The sequence below is a fragment of the Kribbella sp. NPDC056345 genome (assembly GCF_042262745.1).
Lineage (GTDB): Bacteria > Actinomycetota > Actinomycetes > Propionibacteriales > Kribbellaceae > Kribbella.
The window spans coordinates 57778-80118 of the sequence record NZ_JBHJQQ010000015.1 but is presented as its reverse complement, the minus strand read 5'-3'; the positions used below and the strand labels follow the sequence as shown (position 1 = coordinate 80118).

At 68.4% G+C, this 22341-nt stretch carries 24 protein-coding genes; 15 read left to right on the top strand and 9 right to left on the bottom strand.

The features are described 5' to 3' along the window. Positions 1-7 precede the first annotated feature (7 nt). A complete protein-coding gene (locus ACFCV3_RS36035) occupies positions 8-619 on the bottom strand; it encodes a hypothetical protein (protein WP_376038149.1) in 612 nt (203 codons plus the stop codon). 144 nt (positions 620-763) lie between these two features. After that, complete coding sequence (locus ACFCV3_RS36030) at positions 764-1369, bottom strand: uridine kinase (protein WP_376038148.1); 606 nt, start codon at positions 1367-1369, stop codon at positions 764-766. 148 nt (positions 1370-1517) lie between these two features. Between ACFCV3_RS36030 and ACFCV3_RS36025 the strand changes: the two genes are divergently transcribed. Further along, entirely contained in the window at positions 1518-1937 is a 420-nt protein-coding gene (locus tag ACFCV3_RS36025) for a hypothetical protein (RefSeq protein WP_376038145.1), read from the top strand. Here ACFCV3_RS36025 and ACFCV3_RS36020 read toward each other — a convergent pair. Both ACFCV3_RS36020 and ACFCV3_RS36015 read right to left on the bottom strand, forming a co-directional pair. Then, positions 1894-2682, bottom strand: coding sequence for a phosphotransferase (locus ACFCV3_RS36020; RefSeq protein WP_376038142.1), 789 nt, complete (start codon positions 2680-2682; stop codon positions 1894-1896). The genes ACFCV3_RS36025 and ACFCV3_RS36020 overlap by 44 nt on opposite strands. Positions 2683-2688: 6 nt before the next feature. After that, positions 2689-3642, bottom strand: a complete 954-nt coding sequence (locus tag ACFCV3_RS36015) for a sugar-binding transcriptional regulator (protein ID WP_376038140.1) — start codon at positions 3640-3642, stop codon at positions 2689-2691. Positions 3643-3784: 142 nt separating this feature from the next. Between ACFCV3_RS36015 and ACFCV3_RS36010 the strand changes: the two genes are divergently transcribed. Genes ACFCV3_RS36010 through ACFCV3_RS35985 form a run of 6 tightly spaced genes read left to right on the top strand, consistent with a single transcriptional unit; the run spans position 3785 to position 10396 of the window. Further along, positions 3785-5149, top strand: coding sequence for an ABC transporter substrate-binding protein (locus ACFCV3_RS36010; protein ID WP_376038138.1), 1365 nt, complete (start codon positions 3785-3787; stop codon positions 5147-5149). Positions 5150-5161: 12 nt separating this feature from the next. Then, the gene (locus ACFCV3_RS36005) at positions 5162-6109 is read left to right on the top strand and encodes a carbohydrate ABC transporter permease (RefSeq protein WP_376038136.1); all 948 of its coding nucleotides are present in this window, start codon (positions 5162-5164) and stop codon (positions 6107-6109) included. Beyond that, positions 6106-6951: a carbohydrate ABC transporter permease gene (locus ACFCV3_RS36000; protein ID WP_376038134.1), complete on the top strand. Its 846-nt coding sequence runs from the start codon at positions 6106-6108 to the stop codon at positions 6949-6951. Before ACFCV3_RS36005 ends, ACFCV3_RS36000 begins: the two co-directional genes overlap by 4 nt. A gap of 20 nt (positions 6952-6971) precedes the next feature. After that, complete coding sequence (locus ACFCV3_RS35995) at positions 6972-8402, top strand: mannitol dehydrogenase family protein (RefSeq protein WP_376038132.1); 1431 nt, start codon at positions 6972-6974, stop codon at positions 8400-8402. A 31-nt stretch (positions 8403-8433) separates the two neighbouring features. Next, complete coding sequence (locus ACFCV3_RS35990) at positions 8434-9912, top strand: xylulokinase (RefSeq protein WP_376038131.1); 1479 nt, start codon at positions 8434-8436, stop codon at positions 9910-9912. A 49-nt stretch (positions 9913-9961) separates the two neighbouring features. Next, a complete protein-coding gene (locus ACFCV3_RS35985) occupies positions 9962-10396 on the top strand; it encodes a DUF3592 domain-containing protein (RefSeq protein ID WP_376038130.1) in 435 nt (144 codons plus the stop codon). Here the strand turns inward: ACFCV3_RS35985 and ACFCV3_RS35980 are convergent. From ACFCV3_RS35980 to ACFCV3_RS35970, 3 genes are read right to left on the bottom strand one after another with little or no spacing between them, the layout of a single operon-like run. Beyond that, complete coding sequence (locus ACFCV3_RS35980) at positions 10378-12435, bottom strand: hypothetical protein (RefSeq protein WP_376038128.1); 2058 nt, start codon at positions 12433-12435, stop codon at positions 10378-10380. The two genes, ACFCV3_RS35985 and ACFCV3_RS35980, sit on opposite strands and share 19 nt — an antisense overlap. Positions 12436-12495: 60 nt before the next feature. Next, positions 12496-13749 carry a sensor histidine kinase gene (locus ACFCV3_RS35975; protein WP_376038127.1) on the bottom strand — a complete coding sequence of 418 codons (1254 nt, stop codon included), beginning with the start codon at positions 13747-13749 and terminating at the stop codon, positions 12496-12498. After that, on the bottom strand, positions 13746-14441 hold the full coding sequence (locus ACFCV3_RS35970; protein WP_376038125.1) for a response regulator transcription factor: 696 nt from the start codon (positions 14439-14441) through the stop codon (positions 13746-13748). Before ACFCV3_RS35970 ends, ACFCV3_RS35975 begins: the two co-directional genes overlap by 4 nt. A gap of 126 nt (positions 14442-14567) precedes the next feature. Here ACFCV3_RS35970 and ACFCV3_RS35965 point away from each other — a divergent pair, with 126 nt between their 5' ends. From ACFCV3_RS35965 to ACFCV3_RS35940, 6 genes are all read left to right on the top strand, one after another. Continuing rightward, positions 14568-14840, top strand: coding sequence for a hypothetical protein (locus ACFCV3_RS35965; RefSeq protein WP_376038122.1), 273 nt, complete (start codon positions 14568-14570; stop codon positions 14838-14840). Next, on the top strand, positions 14837-15847 hold the full coding sequence (locus ACFCV3_RS35960) for an AAA family ATPase (RefSeq protein ID WP_376038120.1): 1011 nt from the start codon (positions 14837-14839) through the stop codon (positions 15845-15847). Before ACFCV3_RS35965 ends, ACFCV3_RS35960 begins: the two co-directional genes overlap by 4 nt. Further along, positions 15844-16959 carry a DUF58 domain-containing protein gene (locus tag ACFCV3_RS35955; protein WP_376038118.1) on the top strand — a complete coding sequence of 372 codons (1116 nt, stop codon included), beginning with the start codon at positions 15844-15846 and terminating at the stop codon, positions 16957-16959. The genes ACFCV3_RS35960 and ACFCV3_RS35955 overlap by 4 nt, the downstream gene beginning before the upstream one ends. Continuing rightward, a complete protein-coding gene (locus ACFCV3_RS35950) occupies positions 16956-17894 on the top strand; it encodes a VWA domain-containing protein (RefSeq protein WP_376038115.1) in 939 nt (312 codons plus the stop codon). Before ACFCV3_RS35955 ends, ACFCV3_RS35950 begins: the two co-directional genes overlap by 4 nt. Positions 17895-18043: 149 nt before the next feature. After that, positions 18044-18838 carry a S1C family serine protease gene (locus tag ACFCV3_RS35945; protein WP_376038113.1) on the top strand — a complete coding sequence of 265 codons (795 nt, stop codon included), beginning with the start codon at positions 18044-18046 and terminating at the stop codon, positions 18836-18838. Between the two features lie 696 nt (positions 18839-19534). Next, positions 19535-20008, top strand: coding sequence for a YkvA family protein (locus ACFCV3_RS35940; RefSeq protein ID WP_376038111.1), 474 nt, complete (start codon positions 19535-19537; stop codon positions 20006-20008). Here ACFCV3_RS35940 and ACFCV3_RS35935 read toward each other — a convergent pair. Together ACFCV3_RS35935 and ACFCV3_RS35930 are read right to left on the bottom strand one after the other, a co-directional pair. Continuing rightward, positions 19990-20259 (bottom strand): hypothetical protein, encoded by a 270-nt coding sequence (locus ACFCV3_RS35935; RefSeq protein ID WP_376038109.1) that lies wholly within the window; start codon positions 20257-20259, stop codon positions 19990-19992. The genes ACFCV3_RS35940 and ACFCV3_RS35935 overlap by 19 nt on opposite strands. Continuing rightward, a complete protein-coding gene (locus tag ACFCV3_RS35930) occupies positions 20256-20999 on the bottom strand; it encodes a sulfite exporter TauE/SafE family protein (RefSeq protein ID WP_376038107.1) in 744 nt (247 codons plus the stop codon). Before ACFCV3_RS35930 ends, ACFCV3_RS35935 begins: the two co-directional genes overlap by 4 nt. Before the next feature lie 82 nt (positions 21000-21081). Here ACFCV3_RS35930 and ACFCV3_RS35925 point away from each other — a divergent pair, with 82 nt between their 5' ends. After that, on the top strand, positions 21082-21984 hold the full coding sequence (locus tag ACFCV3_RS35925; protein WP_376038105.1) for a LysR family transcriptional regulator: 903 nt from the start codon (positions 21082-21084) through the stop codon (positions 21982-21984). Next, entirely contained in the window at positions 21981-22337 is a 357-nt protein-coding gene (locus ACFCV3_RS35920) for a hypothetical protein (protein ID WP_376038103.1), read from the top strand. Before ACFCV3_RS35925 ends, ACFCV3_RS35920 begins: the two co-directional genes overlap by 4 nt. The last annotated feature ends 4 nt before the right edge of the window (positions 22338-22341 follow it).

The window sequence follows — 22341 nt, the reverse complement described above, 5'->3', positions numbered from 1 at the left end:
GCGACCGTCAGCTGGAGTTGCTGGTGAGACGGGCGCGCTGGCGTTCGGCCAGGTCGGTGATCAGGGCGGTGTCCGGACGGACCGACGTACCGAGCGGGGCGGACTGGCGGACGGAGAGCAGTGCGACCAGGGAGCCGACCACGATGCTGGCTTCGGCGATCGCCTCGTTCTTCTCGGTCCCTGCGTCGTACGCCGCGTGCGCGTTACTGAGGGCACCGGGGACGCGGAAGGGGTGATTGCGGGGCTCCTGGCGCCAGAAACCGTCCTGCAGGATCTTCGCCTTGGCCGGGGTTGCCGCCTTGAACAGCTCAACGACATAGCGCTTCTTCTTGTCCGGGCTGAGCCGGCTCGCCCGGTAGCCTTCGACGAAGCCTGAGTTCAGCAGCAGGGCACGGTCGAGGGCCGGGTCGGCGGAGAAGTTCGCTATGTAACTCTCGGTGCTGAAGGGGCCGGTGGTGTGCTTCGGGTCGGCCCCGAAACTGCGTGGCAGCACGATCAGGCCGGCCAGCGCACTCTTCGCGGTCTGCTCAGCCACCTTGGGCACCGGCGTGTCGGCGGGGCGCACCGCGGCGCCCGCGTCACTGCCGCAGCCGGTCATGCCGAGCAGCAGGGCGGTCACAACGACGGCTATACCAGGAGCCGAACGGTTCACAGTGCCCATCCGAGCAGGCAAAGGTGAACAACGGCCGAACGCCCGCGGACCTCCAGGCCATCACAAATGCGCTCGCGGCGCGGTGCTGAGCGTGGAGCGGGGCCGGGGAGGTCAATTGTGATGGCGTGGGGATCCGGCGACCAACGCGCGGATCCGGCGGAGGGCTGCCTTGGGGGTCATGGGGTCGCAGCCGGCCTCGACGCAGCGGCGGACGACCTGGGGGTCGTCGCGGAGGAGTAGGAGGCCGCGGCGGAGCAGGGTGAACGGCGGTTTGCGGTGCTCGCGGAGGTCGCGCTGGAACCGCCGGGCGAAGGTGACCAGGCGGTGGTGCCGGACGCAGATCGCCAGTGCGAGCAGGCCGCGATCCCTGAGTTCGCCGGTGATCTGGTCGGCGAAGATGCCCTCGGCAATGATCAGCGGGGATCCCTCGGTGCTGAACTCCCGGTGGCCGACGGTCCCGTCCGCGGAGATCTCGTAGATCGGCATATCCGCCTGACCGGTCGCGCACAGCAGCTCGAGCGCCGCGACCGCGCGGTCACCGTCCCAGGAGGCAGGGTCGTCCCAGTCGACGATACCGAGCGGCGACCGCGGCATCGCCTCGTCGTCACCGTCCCGGTAGAAGTCGTCCAGCCGCACCACCGGCAGCCCGGTCAGCTCCGCCAACCGCGACTTCCCGGCCCCCGAAGGCCCCGCCAGCAACACCACACGCGCACTCACCCGCACATTCTCCGGCACGAAGGACAGGAGGTGTCCCCGGGGCAGGCGCCCGGCGTGGGGCTGCTCACGCTCACCGGCGGGTATACGTACACAACTACCTCCTGTCGTTGGTGCCGTAACACCAGCGCCTCCTCACCGATAACCAGGCGTGCCGAAGCTGAAGCTGGGAGCCGCCGCCTACGCGTTGATCGGTGTCGCGGGGGTGGTGCAGCTCGTGCGGGCGGTTCGCCATGACGATCCGTGGCAGGAATCGCACGGCTGGACGTACGGCGGGACGTTGGTGGTGCTGGCGCTCACGGCCGGCCTGCTGCTCGTCGGGGCGGTGACCCGCTGGGGGCTGATCTCCGACGAGGGTCCGTGGGTGTGCCGGAACGGCTGGATCCTGCTGATCGGGCTGACAGTGGTCGCCTTCGTGCTCAGCTTCCTGGAAGACGGTGGTCAGGCGTGGCCGGTCGGTCCGGCTGTGTTCCTGCCGCACTTCATCCGCAAGCTGCAGGAGAACTACTACGCAGGCCAGCAGGAAGCTATTGCAGCAAGGCGTCCTGCAGTGTCTGAGACTGGCGAGTGAACCATGCGGCGGTGCGGGCGGTCAGGGCGGCTTCGCCGGTGGTCCAGCGTTGGTGGAACCAGGGGTGTCCGGTCTCCGAGCCGCGGCGGACGTAGTCCATACACCAGACGTGGTTGTCGGCCGTTGCCGCGACGAGCCGAAGGCGGTCAGCCTCGTCGAGTCCGTAGGTGTCCGCGAACCGACGCAACCGACTGAGCGCACGACCTCGCCGCACGTCGTGGATGTCGTCCTCCGGCCGGAGCGGCGCCCACAGGCGGATCGCGGCGGCCACGTCCCACAGGGCTGACCCCGGTCCGGCCAGGTCGAAGTCGATGAGTGCGACCGCGACGCCATCCCGGAACACGATGTTGTCCAGGTTTGGGTCGTTGTGGCTGATCAGGCCGTCGATGTACGCCGCCGGGACCGGCTCGTTCCAGGTGAGGTCGGCTGCCGGGAATCCCGCAACGGCCTGGTGATAGTCGCGCAGGAGGACCGCCACGCTGTCGAGTGCCTCGTCCGTCATGGACCAGGATGGGTACGGCGGTGTGACGGTCTCGCCCGGCACGTAGGACAGCACCTCACGGTTTTGCGCGTCGATGTCCAGGAACCGCGGTGCGCCGGCGAAGCCAACTGCTTCGAGGTGCTGGAGGAGGGTGTGCGTTGCTGCACTGCCGGCTCGGAGCGGCCGACGGACGGTGTCGCGGACCCGGACGACCAGTCCCCGGTTGGCAGTGCCACCGAGTAAGGGGGTTTCCACCTCGCCCATGGTGGGCTAGGGAACCTCGTCCAGCAAGGCGCGTGCGAGTGGACTGTGCGTAACGATCCCGTTCACCAGACCGCTGCGGACCGCGGCACGGACGGCCTCGACCTTCGCCAGGCCGTACGGAATCGCGATCACCTCGTCGATCGCGTTCATCTGCTCGGCGTTGATCGCGATGACCCGATCGGTCACCTTGCTCTGCACCGGGACACCCTTCGCGTCGACGAACACCCCGGAGATGTCTGCCACGACGCCACGCTTCTGCAGCTGCTCACACGCGTCCGCGTCCATCGCGTCGTACAGCGTCGACTGCCCGGGAGCCCAGGAGCCCAACCCCACAACGGCTTTGGTGACCGCGTCGAAATGGCTGATCGCCTCAGCCACCTCAGGCTGCTGCCGCAGCGCGCGAGCCGTGGTCGCGTCAGGCACCACCAGCGGCGCATAGAACAGGTACGCCGGTCCGCCGGACAGCCGCGCGGTGTGGCGGACGAGCTCGACCGAGTTGGCCTCGACATCCGGCCGGGTCAGCGCCCCGGTGAGCTGTACGACGGGGACGGTCGCGAGTGAGGTGAGCTGGTCGGTCATCGCCGTGACGGCGCGCGCCCAAGCGAGGCCTAGTACGTCGTTCGCCGTGACTATCTCGGTCAGCAGCTCTGCCGCGGCCTTGCCGAGCTGCAGACGCAGGGCGGCCGGCTCGACCTCGGGGGTGTCGACGACGATCGCGCGGCGGAGCCCGAAGGTCTCCTGGAGCCGGGCGGACAGGTCGAGGTCGACGTTGCCCGGATGGCTGATCTCGATCCGCACCAGCCCGCTGCTGCGGGCCTGGTCGAGCAACCGCGCGACCTTGAACCGGCTGAGCCGGAACTCGTCGGCGATCTCGACCTTGGACCGGCCGTCGACGTAGTACCGGCGCGCGATCGACGCCGTCAGCACGAGCTGTGCCGGACCGCCCGTGATGGGCTCCATTCCGCCTCCCCAAAAACCGTGCGCTCATATGAGCGGAGCTGTGCACCAGTGTTGCACAGACTCTTGACAGGTCAACCCCGATTCCGTTTCACTCGTGGCAGTGAGCGGAAGCTTGCTCAAATGAGCGGTGAGGGAGTGGCTCGTGCCGAGACAGGGAAAACGTGTCGGAGCGGTCGGTGTCGCACTTCTGGTGAGTGCGGTCAGTGGCTGTGCCGGCTGGGGCGGTGGCGCCGGTGGTGGCGGCGCCGACAGCATCAACGTGCTGATGGTGAACAACCCGCAGATGGTCGATCTGCAGCAGCTCACCGCCGAGAACTTCACCAAGCAGACCGGGATCAAGGTGAACTTCACCGTGCTGCCGGAGAACGACGTCCGGGACAAGATCAGCCAGGAGTTCTCCAGCCAGGCCGGTCAGTACGACGTCGCGACCCTGAGCAACTTCGAGATCCCGATCTATGCCAAGAGCAAGTGGATCGCGCCACTGTCCGACCACATCGCGAAGGACCCGTCGTTCGACCAGGACGACATCCTGAAGCCGATGACCGAGTCACTGTCCGGCGAGGACGGCAAGGTGTACGGCGAACCGTTCTACGGTGAGTCGTCGTTCCTGATGTATCGCAAGGACGTGCTCGAGGCCAAGGGCGTCACGATGCCGGCCAAACCGACCTGGGACGAGGTCGCCGACATCGCGGCCAAGGTCGACAAGGCCCAGCCCAACATGCGCGGGATCTGTCTACGCGGTCAGCCCGGCTGGGGCCAGCTCTTCGCGCCGCTGACCACCGTGGTGAACACCTTCGGCGGCACCTGGTTCACGCAGGACTGGCAGGCACAGGTGAACTCACCGGAGTTCACCGCGGCCACCAAGTTCTACGTCGACCTGGTCCGCAACCACGGCGAGGCGGGCGCACCACAGGCCGGCTTCACCGAATGCCTGAACAACCTGATCCAGGGCAATGTCGCGATGTGGTACGACGCGACCTCGGCGGCCGGATCGCTCGAGGCACCGAACTCGCCGGTGAAGGGCAAGATTGGCTACGCCCCGGCGCCGGTCAAGGAGACCGACAGCTCCGGCTGGTTGTACGCGTGGTCCTGGAGCATCCAGGAAGCCAGCAAGAAGCAGGACAACGCCTGGAAGTTCATCTCGTGGGCCTCCAGCAAGGAGTACGAGCAATTGGTCGGCGAGAAGCTCGGCTGGTCCCGGGTCCCGGCCGGTAAGCGGGCATCGACGTACGAGAACCCGGCGTACCTGAAGGAGGCCGGGGCCTTCGCGGCGCCGACCAAGGCGGCCATCGAGACTGCCGATCCGAAGAACCCGGGGACGCAGCCGCGGCCGGCGATCGGGATCCAGTTCGTCGACATCCCGGAGTTCCCGGATCTCGGCACCCAGGTCAGCCAGGACGTGAGCTCAGCGATCGCCGGGCGGATGAGCGTCGAAGAAGCGCTGAAACGCGGGCAAGTGCTCGCCGACGACGTCGCCGAGCGGTACCGCTCGCGCGCGGCGAAGTGAGGGGAGTAGCTCATGTCTGTTGACATCAAGCCGGCGCCGGCTACCAAGCCGAAGCACTCCGGGGACAAGACGTTGATGCGCAAGACCGGGGACTGGGCCCGGCGGGCGCCGCTGCTGCCGGCACTGATCTTCATGATCGTCGTGACCCAGTTGCCGTTCGTGGTCACGCTGATCACGTCCTTCATGGACTGGAACGCCTATTACCCCGACGAGCGTGGGTTCGCCGGGATCGACAACTTCCGCCGGGTGCTCACCGACGCGAACACCCGGCACGCGATCTGGGTGACGATCCTGCTCACGGCAGGCGTCGTACTGATCAGCCTCCTGCTGGGGCTGGGGATCGCGTTACTGCTCGACCGCAAGTTCCGCGGCCGGGGTGCGGTCCGGACGATGATGATCACGCCGTTCCTCGTCGTACCGGTGGCGGCCGCGCTGCTCTGGAAGCACGCGCTGTACAACCCGACGTACGGGCTGTTCAACGGGGTCCTGAAATGGATCTTCGGGGAGAACGCGCCACAGCCGGACTGGATCAGCAACCAGCCGTTGTGGTCGATCATCTTCGCGCTGGTCTGGCAGTGGACGCCGTTCATGATGCTGATCCTGCTGGCCGGGCTGCAGAGCCGGCCGCTGGACGTGATCGAGGCGGCCGGGATCGACGGCGCGAACCAGTGGGAGATCTTCCGCTACATGACGCTGCCGCACCTGCGCCAGTACCTCGAGCTGTCCGCGCTGCTCGGTTCGATCTACGTGGTGCAGAACTTCGACGCGGTCTTCACGATCACCTCGGGCGGTCTCGGTACGTCGAACCTCCCGTACACGATCTACCAGACCTTCTACACCGCTCACGACTACGGACGGGCCTCAGCCGCCGGCGTCATCGTGGTGATCGGCACGATCGCGATCGCGACCTTCGCGCTGCGGTCGGTATCCACGCTGTTCCGAGAGGAGACCGGACGATGAGCGGGCAGATCACGATGGTCAAGGGGCATCAGCGTCGTGGTGGTGGCTGGGCGCTGAGCGGGCTCGCGTGGGTTGTCGGTCTGCTGTTCGTGATGCCGGTGCTGTGGATGCTGCTGACCTCGTTCCACTCCGAGGAGGACGCGGCCAAGAATCCGCCGGACCTCGGGGCTCCGCTGACGATCGACGGGTACAAGGCGTTCTTCGACACCGGTCCTTGGCCGTCGCTGGCGAACTCGTTGACCGCGAGTGTGCTGTCCACGGCCTTCGTGATCCTGCTGGCGTTCCCGGCGGCGTACGCGTTGTCGATCCGGCCGGTACGCAAGTGGACCGACGTCCTGTTCTTCTTCCTGTCCACGAAGATGCTGCCGGTGGTGGCCGGTCTGCTGCCGATCTACCTGTTCGCGCAGTCGGTCGGGTTCCTGGACAACATCTGGCTGCTGATCATTCTCTACACCTCGATGAACCTGCCGATCGCGGTCTGGATGCTGCGCAGCTTCCTGTCCGAGGTACCGGTGGAGATCCTCGAGGCGGCGTCGGTCGACGGGGCATCGCTCGGCAGGACCTTGCGATCCGTGGTCGCGCCGGTGGTCACTCCGGGGATCGCGTCGGTCGCGCTGATCTGCTTCATCTTCAGCTGGAACGAGCTGCTGTTCGCCCGGGTGCTGACCGGCACAGTGGCGCAGACGGCGCCGGTGTTCTTGACTGGGTTCGTGACCAGCCAAGGATTGTTCCTCGCCAAGGTGTGTGCCGCGTCGATCGTGGTCTCGTTGCCTGTGCTGATCGCCGGCTTCGCGGCCCAGGACAAGCTCGTCCAAGGGCTGTCGCTGGGAGCGGTCAAGTGACCCAACTGAACACTGGCGCCTTGAATGCACTCGACATCGCTGTGCCTTCCTACGACCGTACGGCGGTGACGCCGGGGATCGTGCACTTCGGGGTCGGTGGGTTCCACCGGGCCCACCAGGCGATGTACCTCGACGCGCTGATGAACGACGGGAAGGCGCTCGACTGGGGCATCGTCGGGATCGGCGTACTGCCGCAGGACAAGCGCATGTACGACGTCCTGTCCGCGCAGGATCACCTGTACACACTGGTGATCAAGCACCCGGACGGGACGCTGGAACCGCGGGTGATCGGCTCGATCGTGGACTACCTGTTCGCACCGGACGACGCCAACGCCGTACTGGATCGGCTGGTGGATCCGGCCACGCGGATCGTGTCGCTGACGATCACCGAGGGTGGCTACCATGTGAACCAGGTGACGGGCGAGCTGGACACGTCCGGACTGGAGGCCGACCTTGAACCGGGCGCGACGCCGGGGAGCGCGTTCGGATTCGTGGTCGAGGCGCTGGCCCGGCGGCGGGCGGCCGGGATCCCGCCGTTCACGGTGATGTCGTGCGACAACATCCCGGGGAACGGGCATGTCGCGCGCAAGATGCTGGCCGCCTTCGCCCGGTTGAAGGATCCTGCGCTGGCGACATATTTGGAGAACGACGTTCGGTTCCCGAACTGCATGGTGGACCGGATCACCCCGGTCACGACCGATGCGGATCGCTCCGCATTGTCCGACGCGTTCGGGATCGAGGACGGCTGGCCGGTGGTGTGTGAGCCGTTCACCCAGTGGGTGCTCGAGGACGACTTCGGGGGCGTGCGACCGCCGTACGAGGAGGTCGGCGTCCAGATCGTCGACGACGTCGAGCCGTACGAGTTGATGAAGCTGCGGTTGCTGAACGCTTCGCACCAGGCGCTGTGCTACCTGGGGTACCTGTCCGGCTACCGATATGCGCACGAGGTGTGCCAGGACAAGCTGTTCGTGGACTTCCTGCTCGGTTACATGACCGAGGAGGGTACGCCGACGCTGCCGCCGGTGCCTGGGGTCGACCTGGACCGGTACCGGCATCAGCTGATCGAGCGGTTCGCGAATCCCGAGGTCAAGGACACGCTCGCCCGGCTGTGTGCGGAGAGCTCCGACCGGATCCCGAAGTGGCTGGTCCCGGTCATCCGCGAGCAGCTCGCGGCGGGGCGCGAGATCAAGCGGTCGGCCCTGGTGGTCGCTTCCTGGGCCCGGTACGCCGAGGGGTCGGATGAGCGGGGTGAGCCGATCGAGGTGGTCGACCGGTTGCGCGACAAGCTGGTCGAGCGCGCCCAGCACAACCGCGAGGACCCGCTGGTCTTCATCTCGGACCCGGATCTCTTCGGTGATCTCGCTGCCGACCCCCGGTTTGTCCAGGAGTACACCGCGGCTCTGCAGTCACTCCACGAGATCGGGGCGCGCGCAACGCTCGAGGCGCTTTAGGCTGGTCCCCAAACTAATTCAGGGAGCCGGAATGACTCAGCCGAGACTGGTGGCCGGGGTGGACTGTTCCACCCAGGCGACCAAGGTGGTCGTGTGCGATGCCGAGACCGGCGCGGTCCTGCGCGAGGGGCGGGCGCCGCACCCGGACGGGACCCAGGTCGATCCGCACGAGTGGTGGAAGGCGTGGGAGATCGCGTCGGACGGGCTGCTCGACGGGGTCGGGGCGATCGCGGTCGGGGGTCAGCAGCACGGCATGGTGCTGCTGGACGAGGCCGGCGAGGTCGTCCACCCGGCGGTCCTGTGGAACGACACCAGCTCCGCCGACGCGACTGCCGAGCTCATCGCCGAGCTAGGCGGCCCGCAGGCCTGGGCCGAGGCTGTCGGGTCGATGCCGGTGCCGTCGTTCACCGTCACCAAGCTCCGCTGGCTCCGCGACACGGCTGCCTCTGGCGCGTCGGAAGTTGCGCAGATGCCGACCGCCTCTTCCCTCGCAACGCGGCGCGAGGCGGTGGAGCGTGCAGCGGCTGTTGTGCTGCCGCATGACTGGATGACTCACAAGCTCGCGGCTGATCGGTCCGGGATCGACGGGATCACGACAGATCGTGGCGATGCGTCCGGGACCGGGTGGTGGTCGCCGGCGACGAACAGCTATCGCGAGGATCTGGTCGAGCGTGCGTTCGGGCGGTCGCTGAAGTTGCCGCGGGTGGCCGGCCCGGCCGAGATCGTGGGCCGGACGGCGTCCGGTGCTGCCCTGGGCGCGGGGACCGGGGACAACGCGGCGGCCGCGCTCGGACTGGACCTGCAGGTCGGCGATGTCGCGATCTCGCTCGGAACCAGCGGTACGGCGTTCGCCCGTTCCGCGCACCCGACCGCGGATGCCTCCGGCTTCGTGGCCGGTTTCGCGGATGCGACCGGCGAATACCTCCCGCTCGTCTGCACTCTGAACGCCGCCCGCGTGATGTCGGCAACCGCGGAACTGCTCGGGATGACGCTGGCCGAGTTCGACGAGGCCGCGCTGTCGTCGCCCGGCAGCCAGGGACTCGTTCTGCTGCCCTTCCTCGACGGCGAACGCACGCCCGACCTCCCGCACTCGACAGGCCTCGTCTACGGCCTCACCCGGGCCACCATGCAGCCCGCGATCATGGCCCGCGCGGCGGTCGAGGGCCTACTGTGCGGCCTGGCCGACGCCGTCGACGCCCTCCGCGCCCAAGGCATCCCCGTCAACCGCCTGCTGCTGCTCGGCGGCGGTGCCCGCTCGCGCTCCGTACAGGCCCTGGCCCCAGCCCTGCTCGGCGCCGAGGTCGTCCTCCCCGAACCAGCCGAGTACGTCGCCCTCGGTGCTGCCCGCCAGGCCGCCTGGGCCCTCACCGGCGACCTCCCCACCTGGCAGATCCCCGTCGGCAAACCCGAACCCGCCATCACCCTCGACGCCACCAAGATCCGCGCCAACTACGCCCAGGTCCTCACCAACACCCGCCCACTGCTCGCGTCGCCGTACAACGGAAGCTGAGGGGTGGGTTCTGAGGGATCCGTAGCTGCCTGGCGTACGTCGTACACCCGTGACTGTGACGAGGACGCGGCCCAAGGCCCAGTGGCGTGTGGGGTTCGCCAGTGTATTGCTGCTCTGCTGTGCTCTGGTGTCCCTGGTGCTGGGGGCGTGGGAGGTTCATACGCTGACCGGGTTGCAGGAGCGGGGCGAAGTGGTCACCGGGACCGTGGTGAAGGTGGACGACTCGGGGCGGCGGCAGAGCATGAAGGTCGAGTACACGACGCGGGAGGGGCGGAAGGTTACCGCGAGCACCGGGCTCTTCCAGCAGGCGGTGGTGGGGCAGCCGATCGAGATCCGGTACGACCGGGAGCACCCGGGCCGGATGGCGCTTGCGGACTGGGACCTCGACACGACCTTCCCGAAGTACCTTTCCGGTGGGCTCGCGGTGGTTTTCGTGATCGGCTCGCTGGCGGCGATGCGGAGGCGTCAGCCCCAGGTGTCGTGACGGATCGACGAGCCTTCGGTCCACCAGTGCTGGGCGGCGTTGTTGGCGTCGAGGGACCAGACGTGTTGGGCGGAGCCGACGGAAGCGGCGCTGGGATCACCCGTGATGCCGGTGCCCCAGGTTTCGCGGACGAGTCCGGTGCTCGGCGACCAGTAGACGTGGATGAGGTCGCCGGTGGTGGTGCGGTGCCAGACGTGCTGGGCCGCGCCGACCTGGAGGAATGCGGGGCGGCCGGCGGCACCCGTGGACCAGACGTCGGTTCGCCAGCCTTCGCGGGCGTTCCACCACCAGTGCCGGAGTTCGCCGTTCGAGGTGGTGGCCCAGATGTGCTGGGCGTCGCCGATCTGGGCGGTGATCGGGTCGCCGGTGACATCGCTGCCGATCGTCTCGCTCCGGAACCCCTGCGGTCCCGTCCACCAGGTGTGCCGGATCCGGCCGTCGGTCGTCCGTACGACGATGTGTTCGGCGTCCTGAACCAGCAACGCGCTCGGTCGTCCGGCGAGCCCACTGCCCCAGGTGTTGCGCCGGACGGCCTGTCCCGGCGTCCACCACCAGTGCTGAAGGTTGCCGGAGGCATCGACTGCCCAGGCGTGCTGGGCGTTGCCGTTCACCAGTGCGGCCGGGTCGCCGCCCAAGCCGGTTCCCCAGGTGTCGTGATAGCTGCCGCTCGCCGGATCCCAGAACGAGTGCTCCAACACCCCGCTCGTCGATCGCCAGAACGCGTGCTGCTGCTCGCCGTACAGGAATCCGACCGGCTGCCCGGCGACCGCCGTACCCCAGGTGTCGCTGTGCATCCCGTCCCGGCTGTCCCAGAACCAGTGCCGCAACGTGCCACCCGAGGCCGTCGCAAACAAGTGCTGCTGGTACTGCGTCACGAACGTCTGTCCCGACTCAACAGCTGACCGACTCCCCACCGGTACGGCGGCGCCCGCGCCCGGCCAGGCCCGGCACGTACCGCCCGCGTCGTAGTCGGTCGCGATCTGGAACACCGACTTCCCATCCGCCGAACCGAGCAACGGATTGCTCCACGTCGGGCACACCCCGTTCCCCGGGTCGGGAATCTGCACCGGTGCCGTCACCTCGAACCAGTCCCCGTGCCCACTGGCCGCGTTCCCGAAGAACATCCGCCCGTCCCCGGCCGCGAATGACCCGTCGGCGTTCCGCACCCGCATCGAGTTCAGTACGACGGTATTCCCCGCCACCGTGATCGTCGGCGTACTGCCCGGGTACCGCCCGTCGGCCGTCCGGACGCGGTTACCGGCATCGGTCGGCGAACCCCAGTTCCACCCGTCGGTCGACCAACGGACGTAGGCCTCGCAGTTGTGCCCGGGTCCGCAGATCTCGTAGCTCATCAGATACGTACCGTCCGGAACCTTCCGTACGACGGCCATCCCCGGCCGAGCCGATGGGTCGGCCAGCGCCACGACATCGCGCGGCCCCGTCCAGTTCACACCGTCGGTGGTCGCATGCTCGACCAGCTTCTGACTGTGCACCCCATCCGTCTCGTCGGAGTAGAACATCACCAGCCGGCCATCGGTTGTGACCGTGAACTCCGGTTCCCAGGTCCCGGCCGAACTCGGCGACTCGTCCACCTCTGCCAAGAACGTCCAGGTCTTCCCTTGGTCGGCGGACTTCCAGACATGCTCTTTCATCCGGCGGTTGGTGCCCTCGTCGGCGCCCATCGACGCGGCCCACAGCAGCGTGCCGGCCGGCATCTCACCGACCGCCTGCGGCAGCTCGTACAAGGTGTGGCAGCACATACCCTTGTGGTTGAGCGGATCGGCGACCCGCCCGACCTGCTTGAACGTCAGCCCGTTGTCCGTGCTGTGGTGGATCGCGCCGATCCAGTCGCCGTCGTTCGTCACCAGCGCCGACACCAGCGTCCCGTTGCCCTGAGCCTGATGCTCGAGCCGGATCACCCGGGGATAGAACGCGTAGCCCGGCGCCATCGGCGTACCGCCGCCGATCGGCACGGCCTGGGCCGGCAGCCCGGCCGCGAGCAGACCCAGCACCACCAGCACAGCCAGCACTCGACGCATGAAGCCGAGCGTGCACTATCGGTTCCCGGTACCAGAACCCCTTCGACCTAGGACGAATTGTCAGAGCCGAGGGCCGAGCGGGTCCTCTGACGGTGGGGTGGGAGTACGGCGGACGTCGTCGGTCAGCGAGCGGTCGGGGAGCCAGATGATGAACGTGCTTCCGACGCCCAGCTCGGAATGGAGGGCGACCGTCCCACCGTGGGATTCGGCGATCTGCCGGACGATCGCGAGACCGAGGCCTGCCCGGCGCTGGCCGGTTGACGGGACGGTGGCGGGTGGTTGTTGGGTGCCGGACCGGAAGAAGCGGTCGAACACACGGTCGGCGTCGTCGGCCGCGATACCGGGTCCTTCGTCGCGGACGGCGATCCAGGCCCACCCGTTCTGGCTGCCGACCGCCAGCACCAGCTGGCTACCGCCCCGGGCGAGGCGAACCGCGTTGGACAGCAGGTTGTCGACAGCACGCCGCAGCGCCGACGCGTCGCCGGCGGTGATCGGGCCGGGCGCGAGCCGCCGTACGACGTGGAGCTCGCGATCGGCGGCGAGCAGCTCGTACTCCTCGGCCGCCTCACTCGTGATCGCGGCCAGGTCCACGTCGGCGTCCACGAACGCCGGCGACGAGCGGCGTGCGGAGGCCAGCAGGTCCTCGACGAGTCGGGTCATCCGCTGGATCGCGCGACTCACGATCGCTGTCGCCTGGGCCCGGTCCTCGGGCGGGGTGTCGTCGTGCGCCAGTACGGCGTCGACGTTCGCCTGGATCACGGCGAGCGGATTGCGCAGTTCGTGCGAGGCGTCGTCGACCAGTTGGCGTTGCGCCACGAAGGCGGACTCCAGCCGCTCGAGCATGTCGTCGACGGTGTCACCGAGGTTCCGCAGCTCGTCGCGCGGACCTTCGAGTGCGATCCGCCGGGAGAGGTCGGTGGCCGAAATCTCCTGCGCGGTCGCGGTGATCCGCCGTACCGGCCGCAAGGCCCGCCCGGACAACCACCAGCCGGTCCCGAGGCTGACCAGGAACAACGCGCCCATCCCGGCGGCCGAGTAGTTCCGCAGGGTCTCCAATGTCTGGAAGTTGACTGCGGACTGCACGCTGGCGATGTCCGCGGCCTCGAACTTCGAGCCGTCCTTGACCTGGAACTCACCGTTGTGGTCCTTGTACATCTTCTTGACCGTGATCGGGTTCAGCGGCTGCGGATCCAGGTAGGCGCGAAGCGCGAAGTAGACGCCGCCGAGCATCAACGCCGACAGTGCGATCAGCACTGCGGAGTAGGTCAGTGTCAGCCGGAAGCGGATCGTCTGGGTCCACGGGGGGAGCTTCATGTCTCTTCACCTCGGAGCCGGTAGCCGCGGCCGATCACTGTTTCCAGCACTGCCTCTTCCCCGTCCTGGGTGAGCTTGCGGCGCAACGTCCCAACGGTGACCCGGACGCTCTGGGTGAACGGATCCGCGTTCTCGTCCCAGACGTGTTCGAGCAGCTCCTCGGCCGACACGACATGACCGGGGCGCGACATCAGATACCGCAGTACGCCGAACTCCTTCAAGGTCAGCGCGAGTTCGCGACCGTTCCGGGTGGCGAGGTGGCGGGCCGAATCGAGGACGAGGTCGCCGACATGCAGTTGCGTACTGCCGTTCGTCACGTCGCGGCGCAGCAGTGCGCGGATCCGGGCCAGCAACTCGACCAGCGCGAACGGCTTGGTCAGGTAGTCGTCGGCGCCTTCGTCCAGGCCGCGGACCCGATCGGCCAGCGAGGCGCGCGCTGTCAGCATCAGCACTCGCAACTCCCGCCCGGACGCCACTTCGATCTCGCCGCGGCGGACTGCCCGGCACAGGTCGAGGCCGCTGGTGTCCGGCAGCGTGATGTCCAGGATCGCCAGGTCGTACGCCGTGGTCGCCAGCTTCTCCACCGCCTCGGCGCCGGTCAGTGCCGTGTCCACGGCATAGCCGGCCCGCCCGAGTCCGGAGCGCAACGCGCTGACCAGGCCTTCCTCGTCCTCAACCACCAGTAGTCGCACGACACCAAGGTACTGGGGCAGGCGTCGTACGGCGTTCTGCTCTTTCGCCGGACTTTCGTTCTGCTTTCCGGTCGTTTTCGGGGCTGCTTGATGAAGTGGTGACCACTCGAGACGAAGGAGTTGTTCATGAACTTCCCAGGCAAGCGGATCCTCCTCGGTACGGCGGTCGCCGTGGCAGCCCTCGGTGCCGGTGGCATCGCCTACGCGGCCGGGAACGACCCGGCGCCTGACCAGGGCTACGTAGTCGTCGAGGAAGGCACCCCGGCTGCTGACAACCCGAGCACCACTCCGCAGGACGGCAGCGGGACCACCGCACGGGACGGTCGCGACTGCCCGGACAAGCAGGGCGGCGCCCAGGGCCAGGCCCAGCCTCAGCAGAACCCGGCCGATAACGCATGAGTGAGACCCACGTCGCGCGTCCCGGCGTGACGGCCGCTTCCCTCGAACACGCGTTGTTCGAGGTGAAGCGGGTCGTCGTCGGGCAGGACCATCTGGTCGAGCGGATGCTGGTCGGGTTACTTGCCCGAGGCCACTGTCTGCTCGAAGGCGTGCCCGGGGTTGCGAAGACCCTGGCGGTCCGGACGCTGGCCGAGGTGATCGGTGGCCGGTTCGCCCGGCTGCAGTTCACCCCCGACCTGGTGCCGGGCGACATCATGGGGACCCGGATCTGGCGGCCGTCGACCGAGGGGTTCGACACCGAGCTCGGCCCGATCTTCGCCAACCTGGTCCTCGCCGACGAGATCAACCGGGCCCCGGCCAAGGTGCAGTCGGCGTTGCTCGAGGCAATGGCCGAGAACCAGGTCAGCATCGGCGGCACGAGTTACCAGCTGCCCGACCCGTTCCTGGTCCTCGCGACCCAGAACCCGATCGAGTCCGATGGCGTGTACGCGCTCCCCGAGGCGCAGCGCGACCGGTTCCTGCTGAAGATCACCGTCGATTATCCGAGTCCGCTCGAGGAGCTGACGATCCTGCAGCGGATGAGCGCTCGGCGTCCGCACGCGAACGGCGTACTGACTCCGGAGCAGGTCCATCAGTTGCAGCAGGCAACGGAAGAGGTGTTCGTCCACAACGCCGTGGCCGAGTACGTCGTACGCCTGGTGCACGCGACTCGGGCTCCGCATCAGTACGGGCTGGCGGATCTGGCCGGCGTACTGGAGTTCGGGGCGAGCCCACGGGCGACCCTCGGTCTGGTCGCGGCGGGTCGTGCGTTGGCGCTGCTGCGTGGTCGGGACTATGTGCTTCCGGCTGATGTGTACGACGTCGCGCTGGACGTGATGTCACATCGGTTGGTGCTCACGTTCGACGCGCTCGCGGATGGCGTGGACCCGCGGTCGGTGATCGCGCGGATCCTGCACACCATCGAGCAGCCTCACGTCGTACCAGCCGATGCCGAGTCAGCGGCATGAACACCGGACCTGATCTGCTTGCCGGCCGCGAGCGTGCTTTGCGTGCGCTCGAGCTGACGGTGAAGCGGAAGCTGGAAGGGTTTCTGCACGGCGACGTCACCGGGCTGCGGAGCGGTCCGGGGAGTGAGCCGAACGAGGCCCGGCCGTATCAGGCCGGGCAGGACGACGTACGGCGGATGGACTGGAACGTGACCGCTCGTTCGCTGGACCCGCACGTGCGGGCGCCGTTGGCCGAGCGGGAACTGGAGACGTGGGCACTGCTGGATGCGTCGGCCAGTATGGATTTCGGGACCGCGCTCAGCGAGAAGCGTGACCTGGCGATTGCGATCGTTGGTGCGCTCGGTCTGCTGGCCAGTGGTCCCGGCAATCGGCTGGGCGTCCGGATCGCGGTAGGCGACGAGGTGCGCCGGGTTCCGGCAGCGGGTGGCGGGGTCCAGCTCCGGCGGTCGCTGCGCACCCTGCTTTCGTTGCCCAGAGCAACCCCGGGCGAATACCCGCGGACCGACCTCGCCCGCGCTATCGCACGCATGAACCGCGAACACCCACGACCTGGCCTCCGCGTGGTCGTCTCCGACTTCCACGACGACCCGTTCGCGCCCTCGATCGTCGGGGGAGGATCCCTAGGTCGCGCCGCCGATCGATCACGCCCCCGCGGGGGTGGGCTGGGCGGCGTGCTGGGCGTGCTCGGCGGGCCGCGCGATGACCGCGGGGCGCGCGATGACCGTGGGCCGCAGGATCCCGCGTCTGCAGATGGCGCGCTCGGGTGGGCTGATGCTTTGCGTCGCCTCTCAGCGCGGCATGAGGTGCTCGCGATCGAGGTGCTCGATCCGCGCGAGCTCGAGCTCCCCGAGGTCGGCCTGCTGACGCTGGTCGACCCCGAGACCGGGCGACGGCGCGAAGTACAGACGAGCAGCAAGAAACTGCGCCGCCGGTACGCCGACGCGATGGCCGCGCACCGGGACCGGACCACGCAGGCGATTCGTGGTGCGGGTGCCGCGCATCTGGTGCTGCGGACCGACAACGACTGGGTGCGCGACGTCGCCGCGTTCGCCACCGCCCGCCGCCGGGCCAGTGTCCGCCGGCACCCGACTTCGAGGACCGGTATCCGATGAGATTCGAGCAACCCCTGTGGCTCTGGCTGTTGGTGCTGGTCGCCGCCCTGGTCGCGGCGTACCTGATCGCCCAGCGCCGACGCACCAAGTACGCCGTCCGGTTCGCGACCCTGCCGATGCTGGAGAAGGTCGCCCCGAATCGGCCCGGCTGGCGCCGGCACGCGCCGGCCGCGGCCTTCCTCGCCGCACTCACCGTGCTCACGATCGCGATCGCCCGTCCGGTGGCCGACATCCGCGTTCCGCGGGAACGCGCCACCGTGCTGGTCGCGATGGACGTGTCGAACTCGATGGCCGCGACCGATGTCGCGCCGAACCGGTTCGAGGTCGCCCAGCAGGCCGCGACCCAGTTCGTGCAGGACCTGCCGGAGCAGTTCAACGTCGGGCTGGTCTCGTTCGCCCAGACGGCGACAGTGGTGGCGCCTCCGAGCACCAACCACCAGGCCACGGTCGACGCGATCAACAGTCTGCAACTGAGTAACGCGACCGCGATCGGCGACGCCGTACTGACGAGCCTGCAAGCGGTTCGCACCATCGACCCCGACGACCCACCGCCGAGCCGGATCGTGCTGCTCTCCGACGGTGGAAACACCTCCGGCAGCCCGGTCGACGAGGCCGCGCAGGCCGCCGTACAGGCTGGTGTCCCGGTGTCGACGATCGCCTACGGTACGCCGGAAGGCACGGTCAACATCGACGGTCGCGAGATCCCGGTACCGGCGGACACGCAGGCGCTGGAGCGGCTGGCCGACACCACCAAAGGCTCGTTCTACGAAGCCGAGTCCGACGAGCAGCTCCGCGACGTCTACTCCGACCTCCAGTCCTCCATCGGCTGGACCACCGAATCCCGCGAGATCACCAACCTGGTAGCCGGAATCGCCTTGGCCGCCGCACTCCTGGCCGCCCTCGCTTCCCTCCTGTGGTTCTCTCGCCTCCCGTAGTAGGAGCCCCCATGCCTCCACACCTAGGAAGTCCCTTCCGCGGACCGAACTACGTTCCTGGTCCTCCACCGGTGGAACCGCAGCCCGCTGCACCACCCATCTTCTCCGTCACCCCGGCCTCCGCTGCGCCATTGGCTCCCCCCTCTCCGGTGGCGGCGGCACCTCAGGCCGGGGTGACGGCCTCACCCCGGGGCCGCCGGGCGGGCGTCGTACTGGGGACGTTGGCGCTCTCGCTGGTTGCCGGTGGGCTGGCGGGTGCGGTCACCGGCGGGTGGTTGGACGGTACGCCGGGCTCCGGGTCGGTGGAGTTGCCGCAGGCGGCGGCTCCGGCGGGTGGGGCGCAGCAGGGGTCGATCTCAGCGGCCGCGGCGAGTGTGCTGCCCGGGGTGGTGTCGGTGCGGGCGGGCCGAGCGACCGGTTCGGGGTTCGCGGTCGATGCGCAGGGGCACGTAGTCACCAACGCTCATGTGGTGGAAGGAGCGAGCGATGTATCCCTGGTCCTGTCGAACGGCCGCCGGGTCGACGCGGACGTTCTCGGCGTGGACGCGAACAACGATCTCGCCGTCCTCCAGGTTGCGCCCGGCGACGCCGAGGGTTTGCGCGCGCTCACGCTCGGCCGGTCCGCACAGCTGCATGTCGGCGACCCGGTCCTGGCCGTCGGTTCACCACTAGGCCTGGAAGGAACCGTCACCGCCGGCATCGTCAGCGCCGTCGACCGCCAGGCCCGCTTCGGCGACAACAACACCCGCCAGTCCGCCATCCAGACCGACGCCGCCATCAACCCCGGCAACTCCGGCGGCCCCCTCGTCAACGCCGCCGGCCAGGTTGTAGGCGTCAACACCGCCATCGCCACCCTGGGCAGCTCCCGCTCCGGCAGCATCGGCATCGGCTTCGCCATCCCCGTGGACCGCATGACCACCATCGTCGAATCCCTCATCGACTAAAACAGCGTTTCACTAACAAGCACAGTGTTTCATTCGCCTCAGCCGGACCTCCACCACCGTCCAACCCGACCGCCCGCACGCTCGCGCCGCGCTCAACCGGCCCGTCCCACGGCGGCGGTTGGTGGGTGGTGGCGGACCGCCAGGCCATCACAATTGGGGTTGGCGGGCTCGGCTGAGCGTGCTCGTGGCCGCGCGACCGCGATTGTGATGGCCTGCAGGTCCGCAGCCACCCAGCCCCGGCAGGTGCTGCAGGAGCCGGGGTGCGGTACGCGTAACTTTTCGGCGCATAGACCCGAAAGATCGCCGCAAAACGCAAAACCTCGAACATCACGCACCTAAGCCACAGTCCGTCAACCCCAGACACCGCGAAACCGCGGTCGCCCACCTCGCCATCCCCCTCAGCCAGCCGCTCGGCTCACCCTCTGGTTTTGTCGGCCGTCTTTGGCGGTCGAGTGGGCTGAGGTCCGAAAGGACTCGGCCGGGGACGTGCGCTGTGGCTGATCGCCGCGTCCGGCCGATCTGAAAGACAGCATGGCTGGGCGCCGCAGTGGCTGGGGTGGATGGTGCGGTTGGTGACCGCGGCTCTGCGTTGTCTGGGGTTGGTGGGTTGTGGCTGGGGTGGGCGGGTTGTGGTTGCTGTGTAGGAAAGAGACCGAGGTGCGGTTGGCCAGCCCTCGGTCGTTCTACAGTGGGTGGATGGTGTATTTCGGTGGGCTGTTGGTGGTGTTTGGGGTTGGCACTCTGGTGTTTCGGGATGCTGATGTTGTGGGGCTGCCGGCGGCTGGGGTGGGGGTTGGGCTGCTGGTGATCGGGGCGGCGGTTTCGGCGTTCGGGTTTGTGCGGCGGCGGAAGGTGCGGGCGCGGAAGATCGCCAAGGGGGAGCCGGTGCCGGTGGGGGATGTGATCGAGCGGGCGCGGGCGTTGCCGCGGTTGATTCGGGCGGCGCGGAAGGGGGAGTACGGCGAGTTGCCGAAGAGCCGGATGACGTTGTGGGTGCTCGCGGTGATCTATCTGGTTTCGCCGTTCGACATCCTGCCGGATCTGCTGCCGATCATCGGGGTCACGGACGATGCCGGGGTTGCGGTGTGGTTGCTGACCAGCGTGTCGACGGCGGCCGGGCTCTACCTCAACCACGAGCGTAAAGAGGTCGGTCAGCGGCCCGTCGACTGACCGAGCCAGTCCGCAACGTCTTCAGCCGCCTCGTCGGGGTGCTGGTAGGCGAACAGCTGCAACGGATCAGTCGGTACGTCGGCCGCCGGGCGGGCCAGCCTGGTTGCGGCGACCACGAGTTCCCGGGCCGCGGCCAGTACGAGTTCTGCCTGCGCCAATGCGGCTGCTGGATCGTCGAGCTCGGCTGCGGAGCGAGCCAGGTCGGAGACTTCGCAGGCCTGGTAGGCCATGGCGAGTTGGGCGCGGTTCATCCGAAGGCTCGCACGAAGAAGAGGATCGTCATCGCGACCGCCGTGGACAGGACGAGCGTGCGCAGGACGACCTGCGGGAGCCGCCGTACCAGATGTGCGCCGAGGTAACCGCCGATGATCGCGCCGCACAGCATCGCGATCAGGCGCTGCGGGTGGTCCAGCACGTCGGCAGCGAACACGAAGATGACCGCCGCCGTCAGGAACACCGCACCAACCTGGATCACTCGCAGCGGCGTACCGCGAGCCGTGTCGAGTGAGGTGGTCGCGGTCCAGAACGCGAGCATCATCGTGCCGACTGCGCCACCGAAGTAGCCGCCGTAGATCGAGAGCAGGAACTGCCCGGCCAGGATGACCGCCGGGCCGGGCGTACTGAGGTTGATGGCGCGGTTCAGTCGTTTGCCGAAGGCAAGTACCAGGGTTGCGAAGGCCAGCAGCCACGGGACCGCCGCGTCGAAGGATGCCGACGGCAACCACAGCAGCAGGCCGGCGCCGAGTGCGCCGCCGAGCACGCTGGCGATCGTCAGCCTCAGCGTGGTCACATGCTCGAAGACATGGATCTGGCGCCGGTAGACCCATGCGCTGGTCGCGTTGCCTGGCAGCAGCGCGACGGTCGAGGTCGCGTTGGCCGTCACCGGTGGCATGCCGCCTGCTACCAGCGCGGACAGTGCCACGAAGCTCCCGCCACCGCCCACGGCGTTCAGGGCACCGGCGGCGACACCGGCCAGCAGGATGATCAGCACTCTTCGAGGATCAGGCCTGGATCGGGAGTCCACAATGCGCGATCCCCGTAGTCAGCCTAAGGCTCAGGCGTAGGCTGAACCCATGCGGTACGACCTCGACGACCTGCGCCTCTTCACCCAAGTCGCCACAGAAGGCTCGATCACCGGCGGCGCCCGGGCGATGCACCTCAGCCTGCCTTCGGCCAGCGCGCGGGTCAGAGCCCTCGAAGCACAGGCCGGCGTCCCACTGCTCATCCGCGAGCGGAGGGGCGTTCGGCTGACTCCCGCCGGTGCCACGCTGGCCCGGCATGCGCGCGAGGTGCTGGCCGAGACCACCCGTCTGGACAGCGCAGTCGCGTCGTACGCCGTCTCCGGCACCGAACCGGTCCGCCTGGTTGCCGGTGGATCGGCCATGCACCAACTCGTCCCGGCCGCGCTGGCCACGTTCCTCCGCGACCATCCGGAGTACGACGTCAATGTGAAGGAACGCCGTACCGTCCGGAGCGTCAAGATCCTCGCTGCCGGGGAGGCCGATCTCGGCGTGATCCTGGACGACGAGCCGACCCCGCTGCGGACCGAGCCGCTCGCCGACGACTCGCTCGTGGTGATCGGACAGGCCGGTGGAGTCCTGTCCGGACGGAGTTCGATCGCGTACGCCGAAGTTGCCGAGCACCCGCTGATCGCGCTGGACCGGGGCTCCCCGCTGACGTTGTGGATGGAGGAACGCCTCGGCCCGCATGCCCCAGTCCCGCGGTACCGGACGCTCGTGCCGACCCTGCACACCGTGATCATCCTGGCCACCGCCGGAGCCGGTCTGGCGATCGTCCCGCGGCGCGCGGTCGACGCGATCACCTCGATCGACATCTGCCCGCTCGAGGACGCGTGGTCGACGCGGGCGCATCTGCTCTGTTACGCCACCAACGCGCCGGAGGGAGCGCAGTTGCTGGCCGAGCATCTCCGGGCGGCGGCAGGGACACCGCCCGCAGCAGCTAGCGTGCTGGCATGACTGACATCCCCCTGCAGGCCTACAGTGCGCTGCTGCACAGCAGCAACCTCGCCATGGTCTGCCGGGCGCTGAACATGTACCAGGTGGCCGCGGCCTACACGCAGGTGAGCGGCGGTAACCCGCTCGAGGAGGTCGCCGACGAGACCCGCCAGGTCGCGCTGCGCATTCTCGGAGGCCCGCCGGTCGAGGCCGGCGAAGACATCCGCGCGGGTTTCGACCACCTGAGCGCGCTGAACGTGCTGAGCACCCTCGCGAAGCCGGCGGATGTCGAGCTGATCGAGCGGATCGCCGCCGAGACCACGAACGACGAGGTCCGGGCGCTCGCTCAACTTGTTGCCCGGTCAGTCGGATAGCGTT

Excerpts from the sequence above, each read along its gene's own strand:
- ACFCV3_RS36020 (WP_376038142.1), bottom strand. The coding sequence starts at position 2,682 with ATGGGCGAGGTGGAAACCCCCTTACTCGGTGGCACTGCCAACCGGGGA.
- ACFCV3_RS36015 (WP_376038140.1), bottom strand. The coding sequence starts at position 3,642 with ATGGAGCCCATCACGGGCGGTCCGGCACAGCTCGTGCTGACGGCGTCG.
- ACFCV3_RS36005 (WP_376038136.1), top strand. The coding sequence starts at position 5,162 with ATGTCTGTTGACATCAAGCCGGCGCCGGCTACCAAGCCGAAGCACTCC.
- ACFCV3_RS36000 (WP_376038134.1), top strand. The coding sequence starts at position 6,106 with ATGAGCGGGCAGATCACGATGGTCAAGGGGCATCAGCGTCGTGGTGGT.
- ACFCV3_RS35990 (WP_376038131.1), top strand. The coding sequence starts at position 8,434 with ATGACTCAGCCGAGACTGGTGGCCGGGGTGGACTGTTCCACCCAGGCG.
- ACFCV3_RS35980 (WP_376038128.1), bottom strand. The coding sequence starts at position 12,435 with ATGCGTCGAGTGCTGGCTGTGCTGGTGGTGCTGGGTCTGCTCGCGGCC.
- ACFCV3_RS35975 (WP_376038127.1), bottom strand. The coding sequence starts at position 13,749 with ATGAAGCTCCCCCCGTGGACCCAGACGATCCGCTTCCGGCTGACACTG.
- ACFCV3_RS35965 (WP_376038122.1), top strand. The coding sequence starts at position 14,568 with ATGAACTTCCCAGGCAAGCGGATCCTCCTCGGTACGGCGGTCGCCGTG.
- ACFCV3_RS35960 (WP_376038120.1), top strand. The coding sequence starts at position 14,837 with ATGAGTGAGACCCACGTCGCGCGTCCCGGCGTGACGGCCGCTTCCCTC.
- ACFCV3_RS35955 (WP_376038118.1), top strand. The coding sequence starts at position 15,844 with ATGAACACCGGACCTGATCTGCTTGCCGGCCGCGAGCGTGCTTTGCGT.
- ACFCV3_RS35950 (WP_376038115.1), top strand. The coding sequence starts at position 16,956 with ATGAGATTCGAGCAACCCCTGTGGCTCTGGCTGTTGGTGCTGGTCGCC.
- ACFCV3_RS35940 (WP_376038111.1), top strand. The coding sequence starts at position 19,535 with ATGGTGTATTTCGGTGGGCTGTTGGTGGTGTTTGGGGTTGGCACTCTG.
- ACFCV3_RS35935 (WP_376038109.1), bottom strand. The coding sequence starts at position 20,259 with ATGAACCGCGCCCAACTCGCCATGGCCTACCAGGCCTGCGAAGTCTCC.
- ACFCV3_RS35925 (WP_376038105.1), top strand. The coding sequence starts at position 21,082 with ATGCGGTACGACCTCGACGACCTGCGCCTCTTCACCCAAGTCGCCACA.
- ACFCV3_RS35920 (WP_376038103.1), top strand. The coding sequence starts at position 21,981 with ATGACTGACATCCCCCTGCAGGCCTACAGTGCGCTGCTGCACAGCAGC.